General features: G+C 71.7%; 14 protein-coding genes. All 14 read left to right on the forward strand.

Going from position 1 to position 14,794, the window contains the following annotated elements:
* The first annotated feature begins 66 nt into the window (after positions 1-66).
* The 14 genes from FO059_RS08150 to FO059_RS08210 all read left to right on the forward strand — a co-directional run bounded on the left by FO059_RS08150 (position 67) and on the right by FO059_RS08210 (position 14,784).
* Complete coding sequence (locus FO059_RS08150) at positions 67-1,089, forward strand: HAD-IIA family hydrolase (protein WP_233266786.1); 1,023 nt, start codon at positions 67-69, stop codon at positions 1,087-1,089.
* Positions 1,090-1,237: 148 nt separating this feature from the next.
* A complete protein-coding gene (locus FO059_RS18345) occupies positions 1,238-1,396 on the forward strand; it encodes a hypothetical protein (protein ID WP_168226595.1) in 159 nt (52 codons plus the stop codon).
* Position 1,397: 1 nt separating this feature from the next.
* Positions 1,398-2,246 carry a TlyA family RNA methyltransferase gene (locus FO059_RS08155; protein WP_143907854.1) on the forward strand — a complete coding sequence of 283 codons (849 nt, stop codon included), beginning with the start codon at positions 1,398-1,400 and terminating at the stop codon, positions 2,244-2,246.
* Complete coding sequence (locus tag FO059_RS08160) at positions 2,243-3,196, forward strand: NAD kinase (RefSeq protein ID WP_143907856.1); 954 nt, start codon at positions 2,243-2,245, stop codon at positions 3,194-3,196. The genes FO059_RS08155 and FO059_RS08160 overlap by 4 nt, the downstream gene beginning before the upstream one ends.
* 78 nt (positions 3,197-3,274) lie before the next feature.
* The gene (gene recN / locus FO059_RS08165) at positions 3,275-5,038 is read left to right on the forward strand and encodes a DNA repair protein RecN (protein WP_143907858.1); all 1,764 of its coding nucleotides are present in this window, start codon (positions 3,275-3,277) and stop codon (positions 5,036-5,038) included.
* Between the two features lie 94 nt (positions 5,039-5,132).
* Positions 5,133-6,317, forward strand: a complete 1,185-nt coding sequence (gene steA, locus FO059_RS08170; RefSeq protein WP_143907860.1) for a putative cytokinetic ring protein SteA — start codon at positions 5,133-5,135, stop codon at positions 6,315-6,317.
* On the forward strand, positions 6,314-7,237 hold the full coding sequence (locus FO059_RS08175) for a copper transporter (protein ID WP_143907862.1): 924 nt from the start codon (positions 6,314-6,316) through the stop codon (positions 7,235-7,237). The genes steA and FO059_RS08175 overlap by 4 nt, the downstream gene beginning before the upstream one ends.
* Positions 7,238-7,405: 168 nt before the next feature.
* Complete coding sequence (locus FO059_RS08180; RefSeq protein WP_372497942.1) at positions 7,406-9,211, forward strand: CTP synthase; 1,806 nt, start codon at positions 7,406-7,408, stop codon at positions 9,209-9,211.
* Between the two features lie 7 nt (positions 9,212-9,218).
* Positions 9,219-9,875 (forward strand): NUDIX domain-containing protein, encoded by a 657-nt coding sequence (locus tag FO059_RS08185; protein ID WP_143907864.1) that lies wholly within the window; start codon positions 9,219-9,221, stop codon positions 9,873-9,875.
* 1 nt (position 9,876) lies between these two features.
* Complete coding sequence (gene xerD / locus FO059_RS08190; protein WP_143907866.1) at positions 9,877-10,902, forward strand: site-specific tyrosine recombinase XerD; 1,026 nt, start codon at positions 9,877-9,879, stop codon at positions 10,900-10,902.
* A gap of 210 nt (positions 10,903-11,112) precedes the next feature.
* Positions 11,113-12,003, forward strand: a complete 891-nt coding sequence (locus tag FO059_RS08195) for a ParA family protein (RefSeq protein WP_233266800.1) — start codon at positions 11,113-11,115, stop codon at positions 12,001-12,003.
* Positions 12,000-12,878: a segregation and condensation protein A gene (locus FO059_RS08200; protein WP_372497943.1), complete on the forward strand. Its 879-nt coding sequence runs from the start codon at positions 12,000-12,002 to the stop codon at positions 12,876-12,878. The genes FO059_RS08195 and FO059_RS08200 overlap by 4 nt, the downstream gene beginning before the upstream one ends.
* Positions 12,875-13,576 carry an SMC-Scp complex subunit ScpB gene (scpB, locus tag FO059_RS08205; RefSeq protein ID WP_143907870.1) on the forward strand — a complete coding sequence of 234 codons (702 nt, stop codon included), beginning with the start codon at positions 12,875-12,877 and terminating at the stop codon, positions 13,574-13,576. Before FO059_RS08200 ends, scpB begins: the two co-directional genes overlap by 4 nt.
* Positions 13,577-13,968: 392 nt before the next feature.
* A complete protein-coding gene (locus FO059_RS08210) occupies positions 13,969-14,784 on the forward strand; it encodes a pseudouridine synthase (RefSeq protein ID WP_372497944.1) in 816 nt (271 codons plus the stop codon).
* Positions 14,785-14,794: the final 10 nt, after the last annotated feature.

Consider the following 14,794-nt stretch of genomic DNA (forward strand, 5'->3'; position numbering starts at 1 on the left):
GGTTCCGCAGGGCGGGCTGCGCCGCACCCGGCGGACACCGGCCTTTCGGGGTCATACGATCTCCTGTTGCTCGACCTCGACGGCACCGTATACCGCGGGTCAGAGCCGATCGTCGGCGCTGAATCCGCGCTCGCGGCCTCCCCCTCCCGTCACCTGTTCGTGACGAACAATGCGAGCCGGAGTCCCGAGGATGTCGCGGAACACTTGAACGCGCTGGGAATCCACGCGGAGTTCGACGACGTCGTGACGAGCGCGCAGGCAGGTGCGCGTCTGGTGGCGTCCCGGCTCGGCGCGGGCGCCGAGGTCCTCGTCGTCGGAGCGCCCGCGCTGGCCGACGAAGTGCTCGGGCAGGGTCTGCGCCCTGTTCGATCCTTCTCCGAGTCGGTGGCGGCGGTCATTCAGGGGTTCTCCCGGTCGGTCGCGTGGTCGGACCTGGCGGAGGCGGCCCTCGCGGTCCGGAACGGCGCGTGGTGGGTGGCGACGAACGTCGATTCGACACTCCCGGACGAGCGGGGTCTGCTGCCCGGAAACGGCTCGCTGGTGGCGGCGCTGGCGACGGCGACGGGAGCCACGCCGACGGTGGCGGGGAAGCCCGGCAGACCGATCATGGACGACGCGGTGCGCCAGGGCGGCGGGCGGCGCCCGCTCGTGGTCGGGGACCGTCTCGACACCGACATCGCGGGGGCGTGTGCCGCGGGTCTGGACAGCCTCCTGGTGTTCACCGGCGTGTCGACGCCGGCGGAGACGATCCTGGCGGCGCCCGCGATGCGTCCCACGTACGTCGCCGATTCCCTGCACGCATTGGCCGCGCCGGCGCAGGAATGTGCAGTGGGCCCGCAGCGGGGATGGCATGCCCAGGTCGACGGCGACATGATCCGGGTCGAGGCCGACCGCGAGGTGCTCGAAACGCTGGAGGAGCAAGGCGGTCGGGTCGTCGACGGCCCGGGGCAGGTCGCGGCCTCCTCAGAGTTGTCGATGCGCGGACTGCGGGCGGTGGCAGCCGTCGCCTGGAAGCATGATTTCCAGGGCCGCATCGTCGGGGCGGATCCGCGGATCCAGGCGTTGGTGCGGCAGTGGCACGGCGCGTGACCCCTGTTTCGGGCCGGAGGCCGTGGCGCACTTCGTTGGGCCGCCCGCGGCACATCGACTAGCGTTGGCAGCGATGAACGACCCCGGACCCCACCACGGTATTCGGACGCCAGGCCCCGTGCCGACGCCCGCGGAGGCGGCCGCGCCCATGACGGACCCCGACACGGTGCGGGAGAGGGTGCAGGCGTTGCTCGCGCGGGCGGCGGACGATGCCGACGCTGCGACGGACGGCGCGGATGCGGCGGATTTCTACGAACAGGCGCATGAGGTACTGCTCGAGGCGCTCGGCACGCTGGACAGGAACTGATATGGCACGCCGTGCACGTGCGGATGCGGAACTGGTGCGTCGCGGTCTTGCGCGGTCGCGCGACCATGCGGCCCGGCTCATCGCGGACGGCCGGGTGCGCTCGGGCCCGTTGCCGGTGGCGAAACCTGCCACCGGGATCAGCGCCGGCGATCCGCTGCACGTGACCGAGGTGCCCGACGAGTTCGACTGGGCCTCGCGCGGGGCGCACAAGCTGATCGGTGCGCTGGACGGTCTGGGGCCGGACGGCCCCGGTGCAGACGGGAAGCGGTGCCTGGACGCGGGAGCCTCCACCGGCGGGTTCACCGATGTCCTCCTCGAGCGCGGCGCGCGCGAAGTGGTCGCCGCGGATGTGGGATACGGCCAGCTCATCTGGCGGTTGCAGAACGATCCCCGGGTGTTCGTGCACGACCGCACCAACGTCCGCTCCCTCGGCCCCGACGACATCGGAGGTCCGGTCGACCTGGTCGTCTCCGACCTGTCCTTCATCTCGCTCGCCCTCGTGCTTCCGGCGCTGCGCGAATGCTGCCGTCCGGGTGCGGACCTGCTTCCCATGGTGAAGCCGCAGTTCGAGGTGGGCAAGGACCGAGTCGGGCACGGCGGTGTGGTGCGCGACCCCGCGCTGCGGGCCGAGGCGGTGAGCGGCGTCGCGTACACGGCGGCCCGGTTGGGGCTCGAAACGCTCGGCGCAGTGGCAAGCCCGCTCCCCGGTCCGTCCGGGAACGTCGAGTACTTTCTCTGGCTGCGCCGCACCGACGTCGATCCGGAGTCGGCGGAGGCGGCCGTCGATCGGGACGGAATCGACGGGATCGACGGGATCGTCCGCCGTGCGGTCGAGGAGGGGCCCCGATGAGCGGACGCCCCGGGCCGGGGGTGCCGACGCCCGCCCGCGAGATCCTGCTGGTTGCGCACACCGGGCGGCCGTCGATCGCGGACACGGCCCGGCGGGTCTCGCGGATCCTCGCGGACGGCGGCATCGGGCTCCGGGTGCTCGACGACGAAGCGGACCGTACGGGCTTACGGGGCGCCGGATCCGACCGGGATGCGCATATCTTCCCGGCGCGCGTCGTACCGCACGACCACCGCGCCGCCGCCGGATGCGAGATGGTGATCGTGCTCGGTGGTGACGGGACCTTCCTGCGGGCCGCGGAGCTGGCCTGGTACGCGGGCGCCCCGGTGCTGGGGATCAACCTGGGACGCATCGGATTCCTGGCGGAGGCCGAGGCGGACCATCTTGACGACGCGCTTGGGAGCGTCATCCGCGGCCACTACCGGATCGAACACCGGATGACGCTCGATGTGCGCCTGTGCTCCGGCGACACCACGGAGTCGGCCGGGTGGGCGCTCAACGAAGTGAGCATCGAGCGCGGCCGGCACGTCGGCGTGCTCGAGCTGTTGCTGGAGATCGACGGGCGCCCGGTGTCGTCGTTCGGCTGCGACGGGCTGCTGGTCTCCACGCCCACCGGTTCGACGGCGTACGCCTTCTCCGCCGGCGGGCCCGTGGTGTGGCCGGAGCTGGAGGCGATCCTGGTGGTGCCCAACAACGCGCACGCGCTGTTCTCAAGGCCCATGGTGACCAGCCCGTCGTCGGTGATCGCGGTGGAGGTGGAGCCGTCGGGCAGCGGCGCTGTCATGTATTGCGACGGGCGGCGCGCGGTGCATGTGCCCGCGGGGGCGCGGCTGGAGATCGTGCGCGGACACCACCCGGTGCGGTGGGTGCGGCTGGACTCGGCACCGTTCGCGGACCGGATGGTGCACAAGTTCGCGCTGCCGGTCCGCGGCTGGCGCGGCCGCGGGGCCTGAGCGTCCCGGACGCCGCCCGACCGTTCCCGTGGCATGCGGTGCTGCGGCGGTGTCGTGGGACATGGTTAGGATTCGGTTGTGCTTGCGGAGATTCGAATCGACGGACTGGGGGTGATCTCGGCCGCGTCGGCGCGGTTCCACCCCGGGTTCACCGCGTTGACCGGCGAGACCGGCGCCGGCAAGACCATGGTGGTGACCAGCCTGCATCTGCTCGGCGGGGCGCGCTCGGACGCCGGGCGGGTGCGCACGGGGGCGCAGCGGGCCGCAGTGGAAGGGCGGTTCACCCTCGACGACCTGTCCGCGGAGGCCCACGCGGCCGTCGAGGAGATCGTCGACGCCGGCGCCTCCGAGGTCGATGAGGACGGCAGCATCATCGCCGTGCGCACGGTCGGCAAGGACGGACGGTCCCGCGCCCATCTCGGCGGGCGCAGCGTGCCCATCGGGTTGCTGGGCCGTCTGACGGGGCAGTTGCTCGCGGTGCACGGCCAGAACGACCAGCTGCGCCTGCTGCGTCCCGAACGGCGCCGTCATGCCCTGGACACGTTCGCCTTCGACGAGATCGGCCCGCTGCTCGAGCATTACCGCGAGACCCGACGCGACTTCGGCGCCGCGCGCGACGAGTACGCGGAGCGCACCGATCGGGCACGCGAGCTGGCGCAGGAGTCGGACAGGCTGCGGCTGGGTGCGGAGGAGATCGCCGCGGTGGATCCGCAACCCGGCGAAGACGTGGCGATCGCGGCCGAGGTCCGTCGCCTGGGCGAGCTGGATTCGCTCCGCGAGGCCGCGGAGTACGTGCACGCCGCTTTGGCAGGGGCGTCGTCCTTCGCCGGCGAGGGGGAGGGGATCGCGGATCTGGCCTCAGGCGCGCGCGGCCGGCTCGACAACGTCGACGACCCGGCGCTTCGCGCGTTCGTCCCCCGCCTCGACGAACTGGCGGTGCTGTCGTCGGATCTGGCCGGCGACGTCTCGGGGTATCTGGCGGACCTGCCCTCGGACGGGCGGGAGCTCGACGACCTGCTGCAACGCCAGGCGTCGCTCAAGGGGCTGACCCGCAAGTACGCGGCGGACGTCGACGGAGTCCTGGAATGGGCGCGCGACGCGGAGGAGCGCTTGTCCGGGCTGGACATGTCCGAAGGCGCGCTGGCGGAGCTGGCGCAGCGGGTCGAGGATCTGCGCGGCGAGCTCGCCGACGCGGCGTCCGTCCTGCACCGCGCCCGCGCGTCCGCCGCCGCCAAGCTCGGCGAGGCGGTCACCGAGGAGCTGGCAGGCCTCGCGATGGGGAAGTCGCGCCTGGCGGCGCAGGTGGAACTCGTCCCTGCTGCCGAGGACGATCCGTGGCGGATCACGGTCGACGGCGCGCAGGCGCACGCGGCTGCCGACGGCGCGGACACAGTGGATCTGCTCCTGGGATCGCACCCGTCCGCCGACCCGTTGCCGATCGGCAAGACCGCGTCCGGGGGCGAGCTGTCGCGCGTCATGCTGGCCATCGAAGTGGTGCTCGCGGGGAGGGACGGCGGCGGCACCCTGGTGTTCGACGAGGTCGATTCCGGCGTCGGCGGGCGGGCCGCCGTGGAGATCGGCCGTCGCCTGGCGCGGCTTTCCCGCACGCATCAGGTGATCGTGGTGACCCACCTGCCGCAGGTCGCCGCGTTCGCCGACGCGCACCTCGTGATCGGCAAGGAGATCGGCGACGAGGGAGCGCACAGCGCGGTCCGCGGCCTCGACGACCAGGAGCGGGTGGGCGAACTGGCGCGGATGCTCGCCGGGCTCGACGACACCGAGACCGGCCGCGCGCACGCGGAGGAGTTGCTGGCCACCGCGAGCGCGGACAGGGCCCGCTGACCGGCCGGCCGCTGCCGCCCCGATCGCGGTCGAATCGCCACCGCCCCGGCGCGCCTCCACAGGGAGTGGCCGCGGACGGTCCATCATTTCAGGCATGAAGATGCCTGCGTTGCTCTCGCGAAGCACAGACGCGCTCCCGGGCACTGTCGGCCTCGCCCGGGTTGGCCGCAACACGACCAAGCTGCTCGGCCGGGTGGGTGAGGGCGACATCGTCGTTCTGGACGAGGTGGACCTCGACCGGGTCACCGCGGACGCGCTGGTGGAGGCCAAGGTGGCCGCTGTCGTGAACGCGTCGGAGTCGGTCTCCGGGCGCTACCCCAACCTGGGGCCGGAGGTCCTGGTGTCGGCGGGGATCACGCTCATCGACCGTGCGGGCGAAGACGCGCTGCGCAAGGTCAAGGACGGCGCGCGGGTGCGTGTCCACGAGGGGGCGGTGTACTCGGGGGAGCGGCGGCTGACCGGCGGCGCGGAGATGACGCAGGCCGAGATCGCGGACCTGATGATCGAGGCCAAGACCGGCCTGGTCAACCATCTCGAGGCGTTCTCCGGCAACGCGATCGAATTCATCCGGAGCGAGAGCCCCCTGCTGATCGACGGCGTCGGCGTGCCGGACATCGACATCGATCTCGACGGCCGCCACGTGGTGGTCGTGTCGGACGGCCCCGATCACGCGGAGGACCTCAAGCGGCTCAAGTCGTTCGTCAAGGAGTATTCCCCGGTCCTCGTGGGGGTGGGCAAGGGCGCGGATGCGCTGGTGAAGGGCGGCTACCGGCCGGACCTCATCGTGGCCGACCCGGCAGACGTGACCTCGGAGACGCTGCGGTGCGGCGCGCAGGTCGTGCTCCCGGCCGACCAGGACGGGCACGCCGCCGGCCTGGAGCGGATCCAGGACCTGGGCATCGGGGCGATGACGTTCCCCGCCGCCGGGTCGCCCACCGACCTGGCGCTGCTGCTCGCCGACCATCACGGGGCGGCGCTCATCGTCACGGTCGGCGCCAGTGCCTCGCTGGACGACTTCTTCGACCGGAGCCGCGGTGATTCGAACCCGTCGGCGTTCCTCACCAGGCTCAAGGTCGGGCAGAAGCTCGTCGACGGCAAGGCCGTCGCAACCCTGTACCGGAGTCGCGTGTCCGGGCTGGCGGTCACGATGCTGATCCTCGCGGCCCTGCTCGCCGTGGTGGCCGCGGTGGCCGTCACCGGCACCGGGCAGGAGATCATCGACTGGGCCGTCGACACCTGGAACTCGGTCGCCGTGAAGTTCCAGGAGCTCTTCACGTGATCTCGCTACGCCAGCACGCGATCTCCATCGCCGCGATCTTCCTGGCTCTCGCGATCGGGGTCGTGCTGGGATCTTCGGTGCTCTCCGACAACCTGCTGTCCGGCCTGACCGACGACAAGCAGGACCTGCAGTCCCAGGTGCACGACCTGCAGTCGCAGGCGAACGCGCAGAATCTGCAGCTCCAGGCGGCCGACGGGTTCGATTCGGCCATCGCGGGTCGCGTGGTCGGAGGATCCCTCACGGATCGCACCGTGGTCGTCTTCACGACGCCGAGCGCCGCGCCGGAGAGCGTGGACGCGGCGGTGGGCCTCGTGGCGGCCGCGGGCGGCAAGGTCACCGGGCAGGTCGGGTTGACCGAGGCGTTCGTGACCGCGCAAGGGGCGGACCAGTTGCGGGCGACCGTGACCAACGTCGTTCCCGCGGGGGTGCAGCTGAGCACCGCCGCCGTCGACCCGGGCAGCATGGGCGGCGACCTGCTGGGTTCGGTGCTGATGCTGGATCCGCAGACGGCGGAGCCCCAGTCGACTCCGGCGGAGCGTGATCTGGCGATGCAGACGCTGCGATCCGGCGGGTTCATCTCCTACCAGGACGGGACCGTCGCACCGGGGCAGCTCGCGCTGGTCGTGACAGGCACGTCCGACAACGGGAACAAGGGCCCGATCGTCGCCCGGTTCGCGGCGGCGATGGACTCCCGGGGCGCCGGGACCGTGCTCGCCGGCGATGCGGGCTCGGCGGAAGGCAACGGCGCGGTGGCGGTGGCGCGCTCGGATGCGGCGATCTCCAACCACCTGAGCACCGTCGACAACGTCGAGCGCAGCGCGGGCAGGATCAGCACGGTGCTGGCGCTGCGCGAGGAGCTCGAGGGCCGTTCCGGACAGCTCGGGGTGGGCCCGGGGGCCGGTGCGCTGACGGTGTCGTAGCCGCGTCGGGCCGGAATCCGCGGCTGCGGGACACTTCGCGCCCGATGCTGTGCCCGCGCCCACGGACACGGTGCGTCCCCGCACACCGGGACGCCGGAGGTGTTACCGTGAGGTCCCGTGGGTCGGCGGGCCCAATCCATCCACCTGCAAGGTCACACGGGAGCTTCGTTGCAACTGCCACGCCGTTCAGCGCGTATTTCGACCAAGTACCTCTTCGTCACCGGCGGCGTCGCGTCGTCGCTGGGCAAGGGACTCACCGCGTCCAGCCTGGGCCAGCTGCTGACCTCCCGGGGACTCCGGGTGACGATGCAGAAGCTGGACCCGTATCTCAACGTGGATCCGGGCACCATGAACCCGTTCCAGCACGGCGAGGTCTTCGTCACCGAGGACGGCGCGGAAACCGACCTGGACATCGGCCACTACGAGCGTTTCCTGGACAGGGACCTGTCCGGCTTCGCGAACGTCACCACCGGTCAGGTGTACTCGGACGTGATCGCCAAGGAGCGCCGCGGGGAGTATCTGGGCGATACCGTCCAGGTGATCCCGCACATCACCGACGAGATCAAGCGCCGCATCCTCGCCATGGCCGGCGAGGACGACGAGGGCAGCGTCCCGGACGTCGTGATCACGGAGATCGGCGGCACGGTCGGCGACATCGAGTCGCAACCGTTCCTGGAGGCCGCACGCCAGATCCGGCACGACGTGGGCCGCGACAACGTCTTCTTCATGCACGTGTCGCTGATCCCCTACCTGGCCCCGTCCGGTGAGCTGAAGACCAAGCCCACCCAGCACTCGGTGGCCGCGCTGCGGAACATCGGCATCCAGCCCGATGCGCTGATCCTGCGCGCGGACCGGGACGTGCCGGACCCGTTGCGGGCCAAGATCGCGCTGATGTGCGACGTCGACATCGACGGCGTCATCTCCACCCCGGATGCGCCGTCCATCTACGACATCCCCAAGGTGCTGCACCGGGCCCAGCTGGACGCCTACGTGGTACGCAAGCTCGGCCTGCCGTTCCGCGACGTCGACTGGACCATTTGGGGCGACCTGCTCAAGCGGGTGCACGAGCCCACCGAGACCGTCCGCCTGGCGCTCGTCGGCAAGTACGTCGACCTGCCGGACGCATATCTTTCGGTCACCGAAGCGCTGCGCGCCGGGGGGTTCGCCCACCGTGCGCGGGTGGAGATCGTGTGGGTGCCCTCCGACGACTGCGAATCGGAAGCGGGTGCGCAGGCCGCGCTGGGCGAGGTGGACGGCGTGCTCATTCCGGGCGGGTTCGGCATCCGCGGCATCGAGGGCAAAGTGGGGGCCATCCGGTTCGCGCGCACGCGCCGGATTCCGCTCCTGGGCCTGTGCCTCGGACTGCAGTGCGTGGTCATCGAGGCGGCGCGCGCGGCGGGGATCGAGCAGGCCGGATCGACGGAGTTCGACCCGGACACGCCCGATCCGGTGATCTCGACGATGGCCGACCAGGAGGCGGCGGTCGCGGGTGAGGCCGATCTCGGCGGCACGATGCGACTGGGCGCGTATCCGGCGCAGCTGCAGCCCGGTTCGGTGGTGGCGGAGGCGTACGGGGCGGAGACCATCAGCGAGCGGCACCGCCACCGTTACGAGGTCAACAACGCCTACCGCGACCGGATCGCGGCGACGGGCCTGGAATTCAGCGGCACGTCGCCCGACGGCAGGCTCGTCGAGTTCGTCGAGCTGCCGCGGGAACTCCATCCGTTCTTCGTCGCGACGCAAGCGCACCCGGAACTGAAGAGCCGGCCCACTCGGCCGCACCCGCTGTTCGACGTGTTCGTCGCCGCCGCCCTCGCCTACAAGGCGGAGGAGCGGCTGCCGGTGGACATCCCCGGCCGCGATGGCGCAGCACAGGCCACGGCGGCCACGGAAGAGGACGGTGCGGACGCGGATGCAGCGGGCGATGACGCGGAACGCGCGCGTCCGGGAGTCCGCGCGGGTGCGGAGGACTGATCGCCCGATGGCCGACGATGGCGCCGAGGACCGGGAACGGCACGAGTTCTCCGTGGAGGGGTCGGAGACCGTCTACGACGGCGCGATCGTCGCCCTCCGGGTGGACGAGGTGGCGATGCCGGGCGGCACGACCGCCCGGCGCGAGGTGGTGGAGCACCACGCCGCGGTGGTCATCGCCGCCGTCGACGAGGACGACCGGATCACGCTCATCCGCCAGTACCGGCATCCTCTGGGAAGACGGATCTGGGAGCTGCCCGCCGGCCTGATGGACGTCACCGGCGAGGCGGCCCTGGCGGGCGCGCAACGTGAACTGCACGAGGAGGCCGGGCTGCGGGCTGCACGGTGGTCGGTGCTCGTGGACCTGGCCGCGTCGCCCGGATTCACGGACGAGACGCTGCGCGTGTACCTGGCGGAGGGGCTCACCGACGCGGGCAGGCCCGAGGCGCAGGACGAGGAGGCCGACCTCGAGGTGCGGGCGGTGGCGCTGAGCGAGGCGGTGGCCATGGTGTTCACCGGTGAGATCGTCAATGCGGCCGCGGTGGCGGGCATTCTGGCGGTGTCCGCCGTGCGTGCCGGTCACGGACGGACCCGCAAGGTGGACAGCCCTCCGCTGGTGACCGCCGAGGCCTTCGCCGCGCGCGCAGAGTCGCGGGGCGGCCGCTGAGATGGAACCCGCGGAGGAGGCCGAGACGGCGCAGGCGGATTCCGTGCCTGCGGTGACGGCCCCGGCGCGAGCCGACGCGCTGAGCGTCCAGATCCGCGGGTACCTGGACCACCTCACCGTGGAGCGCGGAGCGGCGCACAACACGCTCACCTCCTACACGCGCGATCTGAACAGATACGGCGCCTACCTGCGATCAGTGGACGTGCACGACCTCGCGGACGTGACGGAGGCGACGGTGGCGGGGTTCCTCGCGGACATGCGGCGCGGCGCCCCCGCGGACGGCATTCCGCCGTTGGCGGCGAGTTCGGCCGCACGCGCGCTCGTCGCTGCGCGCGGGTTGCACAAGTTCGCGGCGGCCGAACGGCTCATCCCCGCGGACGTGGCGCGGGAGGTGCACCCGCCCCGCGCGGGCAGACGGCTGCCGAAGGCGCTGACGGTGGACGAGGTGCTCCGCCTTCTCGAGGCGGCGGGCGGCACGGGCGACGCGGCCGAAGGCGGCAGCGGGGGGCAATCCGCAGTGCCGCGCGGTCTGCGCGACCGGGCACTGCTGGAAACGCTCTACTCGACGGGGGCGCGGATCTCCGAGGCGATCGCGCTCGACGTCGACGACATCGACGCGGAGACGCGTTCGGTGATCCTCGCGGGCAAGGGCGGAAAGGAGCGCATCGTCCCCGTGGGCCGGCCGGCGCTCGCCGCCATCGACGCCTACCTGGTGCGCGGCCGCCCCGCCCTGGCGAAGCGTGGGGGAGCGGCGATGTTCCTCAACGCGCGGGGCGGGCGGCTGTCGCGGCAGAGCGCATGGCAGGTTCTGCAGGACGCCGCGTCACGGGCGGGGATCGCAGCGGGGGTGTCCCCGCACACGCTGCGGCATTCGTTCGCGACGCACCTGCTCGACGGCGGGGCGGACGTGCGGGTGGTGCAGGAGCTGCTGGGGCACGCGTCGGTATCGACCACGCAGGTCTACACCATGGTGACGGTCACCGCGCTGCGGGAGGTCTGGGCCGGTGCGCACCCGCGGGCGCGTTGATGCGGGCGGCGGGAGGCGGCAGTGCCCGGCGGCCGGGGGAAGGTGCCGTGCGCCACGGGCCGTCGTGCGGATAGGCTCCGCATGGCGGCTGCGGACAATAGACTGGCCGCGACGGAACGGGCCCGCGTCGAGCGGAGGGGAGTACCGATTGTGACTGCAGCGCAACCGCCGGCATCCGATCGCGGAATCGCGGAGGCCGGGGACGGCGGGTTGTTCGGGTCACCGGAACGCAAGAAGGAAGCCGCGGCGGCCTCGGATGCTGTGGAGCTCGGACCCACCGGGCGCCCCGTGCGCGAGATCCCCGAGCCGGGGCCGGCGCCGCGCGGCGGCACCGCGCGGGTGATCGCGATGTGCAATCAAAAGGGCGGCGTGGGGAAAACGACCTCCACGATCAACCTCGGTGCCGCGATCGCGGAGTGCGGGCGCCGGGTGCTCATGGTGGACCTCGACCCGCAGGGGGCGCTTTCGGCGGGCCTCGGCGTGGCGCACCACGACCTGGAACGCACCGTCTACAACCTCCTCGTCGAGCGCGGCGTGGATATCGACGACGTCGTCATGCGCACCCGCGTCGAGGGGCTGGACCTGCTGCCCAGCAACATCGACCTGTCGGCCGCCGAGATCCAGCTGGTGAGCGAGGTCGGCCGAGAACAGGCGCTGGCCCGCGTGCTGCACCCGGTGCTGGACCGCTACGACTACGTGCTGATCGACTGCCAGCCGTCGCTGGGGCTGCTGACGGTGAACGCGCTGGCGTGTTCGGACAGCGTCCTCATCCCCATGGAGTGCGAGTTCTTCAGCCTGCGTGGGCTCGCCCTGCTCAACGACACCATCGACAAGGTCCGCGACCGGCTCAACCCGCGCCTGACGCTCGAGGGGATCCTGGTCACGATGTTCGACGCGCGCACCTTGCACTCGCGGGAGGTCATGTCCAGAGTGGTCGAGGTCTTCGGCGACGCCGTATTCGATTCGGTGATCTCGCGGACGGTGCGGTTCCCGGAGACCTCCGTGGCCGGTGAGCCGATCACCACCTGGGCCCCGAAATCCACGGGGGCGCAGTCGTACAGGACGCTGGCGCGCGAAGTCATCCACCGCACGGGCCGGTGACCGCAGGGGGCGCGGAACCGGTCGTGCAGGCGGCGGCCGACGTATCCGCGCAGACTGCGAGCGATCAGGCCGACACCGAGGAGCCCCGCTCCGCGGACGCGGGCTTCACCGTGCGGCTGCAGAACTTCGAGGGCCCGTTCGACCTGCTGCTCCAGCTGATCGGCCAGCACCGGATGGACGTGACCGAAGTGGCGTTGCACGTGGTCACCGATGACTTCATCGCCTACACCAAGCAATTGGGCGCGCAGATGGGACTCGACCAGACGACGGAGTTCCTGGTCATCGCGTCGACGCTGCTGGACCTGAAGGCGGCGCGGCTGCTGCCCTCGGGAGAGGTGGAGGACGAGGCGGACCTGGAGCTGCTCGAGATCCGCGACCTGCTCTTCGCGCGGATCCTGCAGTATCGCGCGTACAAGCAGGTGGCGGAGCTCTTCCGGGAGCTCGAGGCGGCGGCGCTGCAGCGGTATCCGGCGGCGGTGCCTCTGGAGGAGAGGTTCACGGACCTGCTGCCGGAGGTGCGGATCGGCGCGGGTCCGGAACGGCTCGCGGAGATCGCCGCCTACGCCATGCGTCCCAAAGAGGTCCCGTCGGTGGGGCTGGACCACCTGCACGCGCCGCGCGTGTCGGTGCAGGAGCATGCGCAGCGCATCGTCGAACTGCTGCGGCGGCGCGGTGCGGACGCGCCTGCGACGTTCACCGAGCTGGTGGACGAGTGCGGCACCCGGCTGGAGATCGTCGCCCGTTTCCTGGGGCTGCTGGAGCTCTACCGCCAGCGCACGGTCACCTTCGACCAGCCCGAGCCGCTCGGCGATCTGCTGGTGGAATGGACCGGCGAGGGCGACGCCGAGGACATCGACGACGAGGAGTACGCATGACGACGGCCGGTGATGCAGGCGGTACCGACGGGGCAGGCGGGGCCGACGCGGACGCCGCGCCGCTGACCGACGAGCGGGTGGACGCCATCATCGAATCCCTGCTGCTGGTGGCGGACTCGCCGGTCCCGGCCGAGGTGTTCGCGGACGTGCTCGACGTCCCGCAGGCTCGCGCGGAGGAGCGGCTGGCGTCGATCTCCCGGCGGTACGACGACACGGGCGGCGGAATGGACCTGCGCTTCACGGGCGACGGGTGGCGGCTGTTCACGCGCACCGAGAACGCGCCGTATGTCGAACGGCTGTTGCTGGACGGGACGCGCGCCACATTGACCAGGGCCGCGCTCGAGACGCTGGCGGTGATCGCCTACCGTCAACCGGTGACCCGTACCCGCGTGGCGGCGGTGCGCGGGGTCAACGCGGACGGCGTGATGCGTACCCTTGTGGCGCGGGGTCTGATCACCGAGGCCGGACCGGACCCCGAGACGCGCGGGACGCTGTACACCACCACGGGACTGTTCCTGGAACGGCTCGGGCTGGACTCCCTGGAGGATCTTCCTCCGCTGGCGCCGCTGCTGCCGGACGAGGACGTCATCGAGTACATCGGCGACAACCTCGACGACGACCCGCGGGTCATGAGAATGCACGCGCGCTCCTCCTCGACGGAGGAGAACACAACCGAAATAGATGTGGACGAACACTGATGAGACCCGCTCGCCGAGATGGCACACCGGATCGAGACCGAGACCCCCGCGCCGGACGCGGCGGGGGCAGCAACCGCGCAGGGGCCGGCAGGCCGCACGGTCGCACACCCGCGCGTGATGCGCAGCCCGGCAAACCCGCCCGCGGTGGACACGGCGGCACACGCGGAGAGGGAGGGCGCCCCGGCCGGGCCGACGACTCCCCGCAGCAGGGCGGCCGGCCGTCCCGGAAGCCGTCCCGCACCGGCAAGCCCGCGGCGACGGGCAAAGGCGCCCCCGCCAGGGGCGGATCGGCGCGCGGCGGATCGGCCAGGGGCGGGTCGGCCAGGGGTGCCGCACCGAAGGCGGCGGCACAGAGCAAGCCGAAGCCCACGCGGGCCAAGCGCGAACCCACGATGCTCAGCTTCGCCCGCCCGGCCCGCAACCAGTCCGACGGGCCCGCGGCGACCTCGTTCGAGGGGAGTTCCGGCGGTGGCGGCGAGGGCGTGCGCCTGCAGAAGGTGCTGGCGCAGGCGGGTGTCGCATCACGGAGGGCCGCGGAGATCCTCATCGACAGGGGACGCGTGGAGGTCGACGGTCAGATCGTCACACGCCAGGGGATGCGCATCGACCCCACCGAGTCCGTCGTCCGCGTCGACGGTGTCCGCATCGTGATCGACCAGGACATGGTGTATCTGGCGCTGAACAAGCCGCGCGGGTGGCAGTCGACGATGTCCGACGACCTGGGCCGGCCGTGCATCGGCGACATCGTCGCCGAGCGGGTCATGGCGGGCCAGCGGATCTTCCACGTCGGCAGGCTCGACGCCGAGACCGAGGGGCTGATCCTGCTCACCAACGACGGCGAGCTTGCACACCGGCTCATGCACCCGTCGTACGAGATCCTCAAGACCTACCTGGCGACCCTCGACGGCCGCATCCCCCGCAATCTGGGCCGGATCCTGGCGGACGGCGTGGAACTCGAGGACGGGCCGGTGCACGTCGACAAGTTCTCCGTGGTCGACCTGGGGGAGACCCGCACCATGGTGCGGGTGGTGCTGCACGAGGGGCGCAAACACATCGTGCGCCGGTTGTTCGAGGAGGTCGGGCACCCGGTGCTGGAGCTGGTACGCACCGACGTCGGGCCCGTGTCGCTCGGCGACCAACGTCCCGGCACGCTCCGGGTGCTGCGCGGCGCCGAGGTGGCCGAGCTCTACGCCAAGGTGGGAATGTGAGCGCGTCGGC

The sequence above is a fragment of the Tomitella fengzijianii genome, assembly GCF_007559025.1.
In the GTDB taxonomy this organism is placed as follows: Bacteria; Actinomycetota; Actinomycetes; order Mycobacteriales; family Mycobacteriaceae; genus Tomitella; species Tomitella fengzijianii.

Excerpts from the sequence above, each read along its gene's own strand:
- FO059_RS18345 (WP_168226595.1), top strand. The coding sequence starts at position 1,238 with ATGACGGACCCCGACACGGTGCGGGAGAGGGTGCAGGCGTTGCTCGCG.
- FO059_RS08155 (WP_143907854.1), top strand. The coding sequence starts at position 1,398 with ATGGCACGCCGTGCACGTGCGGATGCGGAACTGGTGCGTCGCGGTCTT.
- FO059_RS08160 (WP_143907856.1), top strand. The coding sequence starts at position 2,243 with ATGAGCGGACGCCCCGGGCCGGGGGTGCCGACGCCCGCCCGCGAGATC.
- steA (WP_143907860.1), top strand. The coding sequence starts at position 5,133 with ATGAAGATGCCTGCGTTGCTCTCGCGAAGCACAGACGCGCTCCCGGGC.
- FO059_RS08185 (WP_143907864.1), top strand. The coding sequence starts at position 9,219 with ATGGCCGACGATGGCGCCGAGGACCGGGAACGGCACGAGTTCTCCGTG.
- xerD (WP_143907866.1), top strand. The coding sequence starts at position 9,877 with ATGGAACCCGCGGAGGAGGCCGAGACGGCGCAGGCGGATTCCGTGCCT.
- scpB (WP_143907870.1), top strand. The coding sequence starts at position 12,875 with ATGACGACGGCCGGTGATGCAGGCGGTACCGACGGGGCAGGCGGGGCC.
- FO059_RS08210 (WP_372497944.1), top strand. The coding sequence starts at position 13,969 with ATGCTCAGCTTCGCCCGCCCGGCCCGCAACCAGTCCGACGGGCCCGCG.